General features: G+C 61.6%; 10 protein-coding genes. 1 reads left to right on the top strand and 9 read right to left on the bottom strand.

The annotated features are described in order from the left end of the window. The 8 genes from ACHFGA_RS00945 to trmD all read right to left on the bottom strand — a co-directional run. Window positions 1–1,115 (bottom strand): YifB family Mg chelatase-like AAA ATPase (locus ACHFGA_RS00945; RefSeq protein ID WP_394280606.1); only part of this gene is annotated, 1,115 nt, incomplete at its 3' end. Next, window positions 1,102–1,464 (bottom strand): YraN family protein, encoded by a 363-nt coding sequence (locus ACHFGA_RS00940; protein WP_394280605.1) that lies wholly within the window; start codon window positions 1,462–1,464, stop codon window positions 1,102–1,104. The genes ACHFGA_RS00940 and ACHFGA_RS00945, both read right to left, overlap by 14 nt. Before the next feature lie 147 nt (window positions 1,465–1,611). Next, window positions 1,612–1,920, bottom strand: a complete 309-nt coding sequence (locus tag ACHFGA_RS00935; RefSeq protein ID WP_018580525.1) for a DUF2469 domain-containing protein — start codon at window positions 1,918–1,920, stop codon at window positions 1,612–1,614. Continuing rightward, entirely contained in the window at window positions 1,910–2,566 is a 657-nt protein-coding gene (locus tag ACHFGA_RS00930; protein WP_394280604.1) for a ribonuclease HII, read from the bottom strand. Before ACHFGA_RS00930 ends, ACHFGA_RS00935 begins: the two co-directional genes overlap by 11 nt. A 1-nt stretch (window position 2,567) precedes the next feature. After that, window positions 2,568–3,323 carry a signal peptidase I gene (lepB, locus tag ACHFGA_RS00925; protein ID WP_394280603.1) on the bottom strand — a complete coding sequence of 252 codons (756 nt, stop codon included), beginning with the start codon at window positions 3,321–3,323 and terminating at the stop codon, window positions 2,568–2,570. Between the two features lie 95 nt (window positions 3,324–3,418). Further along, window positions 3,419–3,766: a 50S ribosomal protein L19 gene (gene rplS / locus ACHFGA_RS00920; RefSeq protein ID WP_394280602.1), complete on the bottom strand. Its 348-nt coding sequence runs from the start codon at window positions 3,764–3,766 to the stop codon at window positions 3,419–3,421. 117 nt (window positions 3,767–3,883) lie between these two features. Continuing rightward, window positions 3,884–6,163, bottom strand: a complete 2,280-nt coding sequence (locus ACHFGA_RS00915; protein WP_394280601.1) for a Tex family protein — start codon at window positions 6,161–6,163, stop codon at window positions 3,884–3,886. A 17-nt stretch (window positions 6,164–6,180) separates the two neighbouring features. Next, window positions 6,181–7,386 carry a tRNA (guanosine(37)-N1)-methyltransferase TrmD gene (gene trmD / locus ACHFGA_RS00910; protein ID WP_394280607.1) on the bottom strand — a complete coding sequence of 402 codons (1,206 nt, stop codon included), beginning with the start codon at window positions 7,384–7,386 and terminating at the stop codon, window positions 6,181–6,183. A gap of 31 nt (window positions 7,387–7,417) precedes the next feature. On the opposite strand from trmD, the gene ACHFGA_RS00905 reads away from it, so the two are divergent. Then, window positions 7,418–8,035, top strand: a complete 618-nt coding sequence (locus ACHFGA_RS00905; protein ID WP_394280600.1) for a DUF4232 domain-containing protein — start codon at window positions 7,418–7,420, stop codon at window positions 8,033–8,035. On the opposite strand, the gene rimM is transcribed toward ACHFGA_RS00905, so the two are convergent. Beyond that, window positions 8,032–8,379, bottom strand: a 348-nt coding sequence (gene rimM / locus ACHFGA_RS00900) for a ribosome maturation factor RimM (RefSeq protein WP_394280599.1), incomplete at its 5' end; no start/stop codon positions are given. The two genes, ACHFGA_RS00905 and rimM, sit on opposite strands and share 4 nt — an antisense overlap.

The raw sequence follows: 8,379 nt of genomic DNA, 5'->3' as shown, positions 1-8,379 counted from the left end.
ACATTATTCAGATATGTCGCGCGGTGCCGCGAGGAACACGTGCACCGGCGCCAATCCGCAGCACCGCACCTACACGGGTTGGCCGCGAGAATGAGTTGGAAGCGGGCTGGGAAGATCACTTCACGCTGGGCCCGCGATAATCGCACGGCACCCTCCTCGAGCGGGACCCGCAGACCGTCCAGCACTGCAGCAGGTATCTCGCTGACCTCGTCTAAGAACAGCACCCCGTGGTGGGCCAGGCTAACTGCCCCAGGCATGGGCCGCCCGCTGCCACCGCCGATCAACGCCGCTTTAGTGATCGCCGGGTGTGGTGCCACGTAAGGAGCGTGGGTGACCACCTGGCTGGCGGACTCCGCGGCCACCGAGTGCACGGCGGTCGCCTCCACCATCTGAGTGGTGCTCAGTGGCGGAAGGATTGACGGGAGGCGTGCAGCCAGCATCGATTTACCCGATCCCGGCGGTCCCGTCATGAAGACGTGGTGCCCGCCGGCCGCGGCGACCTCCAAGGCGTGCTTGGCCGACGACTGCCCGGCGATATCCTGAAAGTCTTCACGCTGAGGTGGCTCAGGCCGCGGCCCGGCAACATCCACTGCGGCCAGCAGCTCTCCTTCGCCCTGGAGCCACTGCCACACCTCGTGCAAGGTGTCCGCGACCAGGATGGAACGGTCCCCCAAGAGTGCTGCCTCATCGGCGTTATCCGTGGGGATCACTTTGAAGTCCACATCGGTATTCGCCGCCAGCATGGGCAGCGCTCCGTCGACCCCGCGCAGCCGCCCGTCCAAGCCCAGCTCGCCGGCCAGCAAGGTGCGCGACAAACGCGGTGCAAGCTCCGGAAGGAAAGTGCTCAGCACCGCGATGGCCACAGGCAGGTCAAAATGGGACCCGGCCTTTGGCAGGTTCGCCGGCGATAAAGACACGGTGATCTTCGTCTTCGGCCACGGCAGGCGCGCGTTCATTACCGCGGTACGGATCCGGTCGCGTGACTCTTTCACCGCTGCGCCAGCCAGACCAACGATGAACATGCCTGGCAGCCCATTGCCGATATTCGCCTCAACTGTCACCGGGTGGGCCACCACTCCTTCAACGGTGGCGGTAGAGGTACTAGCAAGCGCCATCGTCGACCCCCTCGAAAAGCTCCACAGCGAAAGAGTCGCCCACCACGTTTAAAGCAAGCACGTCGAAACGCACCGGCGCGTAGGGCTTATCCATCAGCCAGCGCAGAGCAGCCTGGCGCATCCGGTAGAGCTTGCGCTGGGTCACAGATTCCGCGTTCCCAAACCCGAGCCCGGAGCGCGTTTTCACCTCGACGAACACGATCGTGCCGTCTGCCTCGCGCACGATGAGATCGAGTTCCCCCACTGTGTAGTACACGTTGCGCGAAAGCACCGTGGCCCCGCGCTGTTCATAGAATGTGGCCGCCGCCTGTTCACCGCGACGTGCCAAAGATTGACGAGCAGTAGTCATAATCTCCCCCTGAGAAAGTGTGTTGGTACACCCTCATCATGCGGGTCCCAGAGGACTTCGTCGATAGCTAAAGAAAAAATGCCCGAAATCTGTGGAAAACAACATGTTTATCCACAGGTTCCGGGCGAAAAGCCGAATTTTACCTATTTATTTATCGGGAAACACAAGGTCCGGCTTATCAAGTTCTTCGATGTTGACGTCCTTATACGTGATCACGCGCACATAACGCACGAAACGGACGGCGCGGTACATGTCCCACACCCACGCGTCCGACATGCGCACCTCGTAATACACATCCTTGCCCTCCGTGTGCGGAATCAGCTCGACGGCATTGGCCAGATAGAACCGGCGATCCGTCTCCACCACGTAGGAAAACTGACTGACCACGTCGCGGTACTCGCGGTACAGGCTCAGCTCTACCTCTGCCTCGTAGTTATCCAATTCCTCAGCGCTCATCGGCACGCACTCCTTCTTGGTACATCGCGTCTGCTGCAGCAACGTTGGAATAAGTGTAGCGATGCAAAGGTGTTGCACCGTGGCGGCGCACCGCATCCATGTGCGCCTTTGTGCCATAACCCTTATGCCTGTCCAACCCATATTCCGGGTAATCCTGCGCCAGCTTTCCGACGAGGCGGTCGCGACTCACCTTCGCCAACACACTCGCCGCCGCGATACACCGCGCAGAATAATCCCCACCGATCACCGGCAGATGCGGCTGCGTCAGCCCGGGCACCCGCAACGCGTCCACCAGCACATACTCTGGCCTCAGCCTCAGGCGGGCCACCGCCAGGCGCGCGCCGTCGAGGTTCGCGTTTTGAATTCCGCGCGCATCGATCGTCGCCGCATCAATATGGACCACGCTGTGCGCGAGGCACTTATCGACGATCACCTCGAACAGTTTCTCGCGTCGCACCGCAGAAAGCTTCTTGGAATCCGTCAGCCCTTCCAACTCTGGAATGATGCGCACCGGGAGAATGCAGGCCGCGATCGTGATTGGCCCGAAGCAGGCGCCACGGCCGGCCTCGTCGATCCCTGCCACAGGCCCCAGGCCCGCCTTCGCGAGGGTCACCTCAAAGGTGCGCAGCTGCTTCAGCCGGCGCACGTTACTCCTGGATGGCCGGGTCGTCGACACCACCAAGGCGGCTGAGTGGCAGGATGATCATCTGCACCTTGCCGCGCAGATTCTCCTCCGGGATCGCCCCCTGATGCGGGTCGCCCATGTGGTAGCGCGAGTCCAGGGAGTTGGTGCGGTTATCGCCCATCATGAAGTAATGATCCTCCGGCACCTGAACCGGCCCGAAGTAGTCGCCACCGCAGACTTCAGACCCCGTGTCCGGATTCACCGGATAGTACGTTGGCTGCAACGTGTAGGACTGGTCAATCGGTTGGCCATCCACCATCACCGCCGGGTCGCCCTCCTGGCAAGATACGGTCTGACCGCCCGTCGCTATGATGCGCTTGACCAGATTATTCTCATCAGGTGCGACCAGCCCCACATAGGAGCCGAGATTTTGCAGCCCGCGCACCAGGCCGTTCTCGCTGCGCTGGGACACAAAGCCCTGGTTCCACGAGTCAGTCCCCTCGAATACGACCACGTCACCGGCCTTCGGCTCGTCGAAATAGTAGGAGACCTTTTCGACGAAAATCCGGTCCCCCGTGCACCCTTCACACCCATGCAGGGTCGGCTCCATCGATGCCGAAGGGATCAAGTAGACGCGCCCAATAAACGTCTGCAGCACAAAAATGATCGCCAGAGTAAGAACGATCACCAGCGGGATTTCGATATACCACGGTGTCGTCTTTTCTTCTTGCTCCTCGCGGTTCTGCCCCGAGTCTGCTGCATCAGTTGAAGTCGTCACAAGGGGCTACTCTAGCAGCACACAATGATAACGAACGCCCCGCCACACTGTTCACAAACAGTGTGGCGGGGCGCTCGTCGATAAGCGTGCTAAAACTAGCGACGCTCCTTAATACGTGCAGCCTTACCGCGCAGCTCACGCATGTAGTACAGCTTCGCGCGACGGACCTTACCGTGGCGGTCCACCTCGATGGACTCAATGTTCGGGGAGTGAACAGGGAAGGTACGCTCCACGCCGATACCGAAGGACACCTTGCGGACGGTGAAGGTCTCGCGGATGCCGTCGCCCTGGCGGCGGATGCACACGCCCTTGAACAGCTGGGTACGGGTAGTGGAACCCTCGATGACCTTGACGTTCACGTCCAGGGTGTCGCCTGGGCGGAAGGTTGGGATGTCGTCGCGCAGCTGTGCTGCATCAATCTTGTCGATAATGCCGTTGCTCATTGAAGCAATCCTTTTCAATTCTGGATAGAGGATCCTGGCGGCTTCTCCCACGTGGGGCGCGCATACCGGTTCATATCAGCTACAAAGTACAAGCAAATATTGTGCCACAGGCCGTGCTTAGCGGCCAAATCCTGCCTGGCGCAGCGCGTCCGCCATGCTGCCGGACTGGCGCTGCTGCTGCTTTTGCTTCTGGCGTGGCTTGCCGCGCTGCTGCCCTTTCTGCTTCCCCTTCGGCTTATTGTTGGCGCCCGGCTCGTCGTCGAGGCGCAGGCTCAGCCCGATGCGCTGGCGCTCCACATCAACGTCCATCACCTTGACCTTCACCACCTCGCCCGAGCGCACTACGTCATGCGGATCCTCCACGAACTTGTGGCTCATCGCCGACACATGCACCAAACCATCCTGATGCACGCCCACGTCCACGAAGGCACCAAACGCGGCCACATTCGTCACGGTGCCCTCCAGGATCATGCCCGGTGTCAAGTCAGAAACCTTGTTTACGCCCTCCTTGAAGGTGGCCGTCTTGAATTCGGGGCGCGGGTCCCGGCCCGGCTTGTCCAGCTCAGCGATGATATCGGTCACCGTGGGAACGCCGAAAGTATCGTCGGCAAAGTCCGCCGGCTTCAGCTTTTCCAGCACGCGCGTATTGCCGACCAACTCATCGACTGCCAGCCCGGTGCTCTGCGCGATCTTTTCGACGACAGGGTACGCCTCTGGGTGCACCGCCGAAGCATCCAAAGGCTGGCTGCCACCGTTGATGCGCAGGAAGCCCGCGCACTGCTCAAAGGCTTTCGGCCCCAATCGCGGCACGTTGCCCAGCTCCTTGCGGGTAGCAAACACACCGTTATCGTCGCGGTAGGTCACGATATTTTTCGCCACGGTGTTTGAGATTCCCGCCACGCGTTCTAGGAGCGGCACGGACGCGGTATTCAGGTCCACGCCGACGGCGTTCACGGCGTCTTCCACCACGTCATCCAAGGTCTTCGCCAGTGCGGTCTGGTTCACATCGTGCTGGTACTGCCCCACCCCGATCGATTTGGGGTCCACCTTCACCAACTCTGCCAGTGGATCCTGCAGGCGGCGCGCAATGGAGACAGCCGAGCGCAGCGAGACATCCATGTCCGGAAATTCCTTCGCCGCGATCTCACTGGCGGAGTACACCGACGCACCCGATTCGCTGACGACGACCGGTGTAGGCCTGGTGCCGCCCGCCTTCTCAATCAGCTCCGCGACCTCGCCGGCAAGCTTTTCGGACTCGCGGCTGGCGGTGCCGTTACCCACGGCGATCAGCTCCACGCCGTGCGTGGCCACCAAGGTGGAAAGCTGCTGTACCGCCTGGCTCCACTGGTTCTGGGGCTGGTGCGGATAAACGATAGCGGTATCCATCACCTTGCCGGTTTCATCCACCACCGCGCACTTCACGCCGTTGCGGTAGCCCGGATCCAGCGCCAACGTGGAACGCTGGCCGGCCGGTGCCGCGAGCAGGACATCGCGGAGGTTGGTGGCGAAGATATCCAACGCCCCCTCCTCCGCCTTTTCTTTCAGACGCATCCGCACATCCAGGCCGGAGGAGACCAGTAGTTTGGTCCGCCAGCCCCAGCGCACTGCGTTGGCCAGCCACGTCGATGTCTTCGTGTCCAGGTCGAAGCGGTCGGCGATCTTTGCCTCATACGTGGAGTCCTCCCCCGGATCCAGGTTGAGGTTCAGCACGCCCTCCTTCTCCCCGCGCAGCAGCGCCAAGATGCGGTGGGACGGCAGCGAGGTGAAGTCCTCATTGAAATCGAAGTAGTCCTTGAACTTCGCACCTTCTTGTTCCTTGCCTTCCACCACGCTGGCACGCATGGTGCCGGTGGAGTACATTTCCTCGCGGACCTCACCAACCAGATCGGCGTCCAGTGCGAAGCGGTCGATCAAAATGGCGCGGGCACCCTCCAACACAGCCTTCGTGTCGGCGAAGCCCTCGGTCACATACTCCTCGGCTAGGGCCTCAGGATCGGCAGAGGGATCGTCGATAAGCGAATCCGTGAGCGGCTCAATACCTGCCTCGCGCGCGATGTCCGCCTTCGTCTTGCGGCGCTTCTTGTAGGGCAAGTAGAGGTCCTCGAGGCGGGCCTTGGTGTCGGTGCCTTCGATCAGCGCGCGCAGCTCGTCGGTGAGTTTGCCCTGCTCATCGATGGCTTCGATGATCGCCTCTTTACGCTCGGCGAGTTCGACGAGGTAGGTGTTGCGTTCCTCGATGTGGCGCAGCTGGGCATCATCCAGCCCGCCGGTGGCTTCCTTGCGGTAGCGGGAGATGAACGGGACCGTGTTGCCTTCGGCAAGCAAGGTTAGCGCGGCGTCGACCTGCGACTGCTGAATGCCAAGTTCTTCTGCAATAGTGCGGGCGATAAATGTCATTCGTGTAACTCTAGCAACTAGTCCCGGTGGTTCCACGCACACGCAGCGGTCACGCCGGGCTCCTTGTATCCTTCGTCGGTTGTGCCATACCAATAGGTGCCTGCGGGAAGCGCCGCGACGACAGCCTTCGTGGCCTCGCGCAGGTCCAGCGCGCTGCGCCCGTTGACCACCACGCGGTACAGCGCCTCTGCCACCGGCACGTGCCCTTCGGCCTGTTCGAACTGGGAGACCAGCATGTTGTCCGGCTCGCAGGTCAGATCCACCAGGTCTGCATTAATGTCATAAGGCTCAAACCCGGCCTTGCGCAGCTTCTTCGGCATCTTTGTCGCAGAGCGTTCCCACTCCGTCGGGGTGATCAGTACGTTCAGGTCGGTCGCAATATCGCGAGCATGCAAAGTAAACAGGTCCTCCTTGGTCAAGATGTCTTCGTCGATAAGTTCAGGCCGCACGCGCTGGGTGCGCAACAGAGACTGGTCGCGCCGCCACCGCTCAATCTTGGCGTGGTTGCCGCTGAGCAGCACTTCGGGCGCTTCGATCCCGCGCCACACGCGCGGCTTGGTATAGGAGGGCCCCTCCAGCAGCCCGTCGGAAAAGCTGTCCTCCTCGTGGCTGGCCGCGTTGCCCAGCACGCCGGGGATCAGGCGCATCACCGCCTCCGCGATTACCAGCGCTGCCACCTCCCCGCCGATCAGCACATAGTCCCCGATGGAAACCTCGCGCACGCGGTACCGTTTTTCCGCGTCCTCGAAAACGCGCTGGTCGAGACCTTCGTAGCGGCCACACGCGATGACGATATGCGCCTCGCGCGACCACGCCTGCGCGTCCGCCTGCGTAAAGGGTTGACCGGCCGGCGTCGGCACAAGCAGCAGCGGCTTGGAGCGGTCCTCACCAGTATCGGCGTAGGGCCGCGGTGCCTTACCCCGCAGCTCGTCGTGGCGCAGCTGGTCCGCGCGGTGTTCGCTTGCCGACGATAGCTCGTGCCCCACGCGACCGGCCGCCACATCGTCGAGCGCCGGACCCCACACCTCTGGTTTCATCACCATGCCAGGCCCGCCGCCGAGCGGGGTGTCGTCGACAGACTTGTGGCGGTCGCTCGCCCAGTCGCGCAGATTGTGTACGCCGATCTCGATGATGCCGTCCTCGATTGCTTTGCCCAGCAGGGCGTGCCTTAAAGGTTCGAGGTAGTCGGGAAAGATGGTAATGATATCGAGTCGCTGAGCCATTTGAGTCACAAGATCAACGATACTAGTGGCCATGCCGAAGTTGAATCGTCTCTTTCTCGTTGCCGCCAGCGCCACCCTCCTCACTGCGTGTGGCTCCGGTACCGAATCCGCCGCTCCTACCCCGACCGCTGCGCCAGAGGTTCTGCAAAATGACCTCCCCAGCGAATCCCCGGCCCCAGAGATGGCTCCAGAGACCACCGGCAACCGCCAAGAGGACCTCACCGCGGGCACGGATAAGGACGCATGCATCGCAGCGAACCTAGACGTAACGCTCGCGAACGAAGAAGGAGCCGCTGGCTCCCGCGTCTTCGAGCTGGAATTCACCAACACGGGCGACACGTGCGAAATGATTGGCTTTCCCACGATCACCATGGTCGGCGATGGCACCGGCCGCCAGATCGGCGGGACTGCTTCCCGCGAGCCCATCTCCACCGACTACATCACCCTGAAGAAGGGCGATTCCGCTACGAGCACCGTGACCGTCGCGCAGGCCGACGCCTACGACGCCGCCACCTGCAACCCCACCGAAGCCGACGGCCTGCGCGTATTTCCACCGGCCAACACGAACTCCATCTATGTGCCCGTTCCAGACCTCAAGGGGTGCGATAACCCAGACCTGTCCACGCTCTCTGTTGGACCAATTCTTTAAAGTTCGAAGAGCCCTTCCGGCGGGGTGACCACTAGGAAACCCTCGTCGAGGTCAACTTCGGGCACGATGTCATAGACGAACGGCACGAGTACTTCGCGGCCTTCGTAGTCCACTTCTAGGATCTGGCGGCCCGGGGTGTGCATCACTCCGGTGACTTCGCCGATTTCCTCGTTTTCACGCACCACTTTCAGCCCGATCAATTCGTGATCATAAAAGCCATCATCCTCGTCGCTTTCCAACGGTGGCGCAAAAAAGATGGTGCCGCGCAGCGTCTCGGCCATGTTGCGGTCCGGCACTTCCTTGAATTTGATCAAGAGGCGGCCTTTGTGCGGGCGCATGGTCTC

Origin of the sequence: Corynebacterium sp., assembly GCF_043426755.1 — a bacterium.
Taxonomy (GTDB): domain Bacteria; phylum Actinomycetota; class Actinomycetes; order Mycobacteriales; family Mycobacteriaceae; genus Corynebacterium.
Note: the sequence above shows the minus strand (reverse complement) of the source record. Positions and strands in the feature narration are given on the sequence as shown.

What these genes read in the sequence shown, in the direction of transcription:
- ACHFGA_RS00940 (WP_394280605.1), bottom strand. Translation starts at nt 1,464, where the DNA reads ATGACTACTGCTCGTCAATCTTTGGCACGTCGCGGTGAACAGGCGGCG.
- rplS (WP_394280602.1), bottom strand. Translation starts at nt 3,766, where the DNA reads ATGAGCAACGGCATTATCGACAAGATTGATGCAGCACAGCTGCGCGAC.
- trmD (WP_394280607.1), bottom strand. Translation starts at nt 7,386, where the DNA reads ATGGCTCAGCGACTCGATATCATTACCATCTTTCCCGACTACCTCGAA.
- ACHFGA_RS00905 (WP_394280600.1), top strand. Translation starts at nt 7,418, where the DNA reads ATGCCGAAGTTGAATCGTCTCTTTCTCGTTGCCGCCAGCGCCACCCTC.
- ACHFGA_RS00915 (WP_394280601.1), bottom strand. Translation starts at nt 6,163, where the DNA reads ATGACATTTATCGCCCGCACTATTGCAGAAGAACTTGGCATTCAGCAG.
- ACHFGA_RS00935 (WP_018580525.1), bottom strand. Translation starts at nt 1,920, where the DNA reads ATGAGCGCTGAGGAATTGGATAACTACGAGGCAGAGGTAGAGCTGAGC.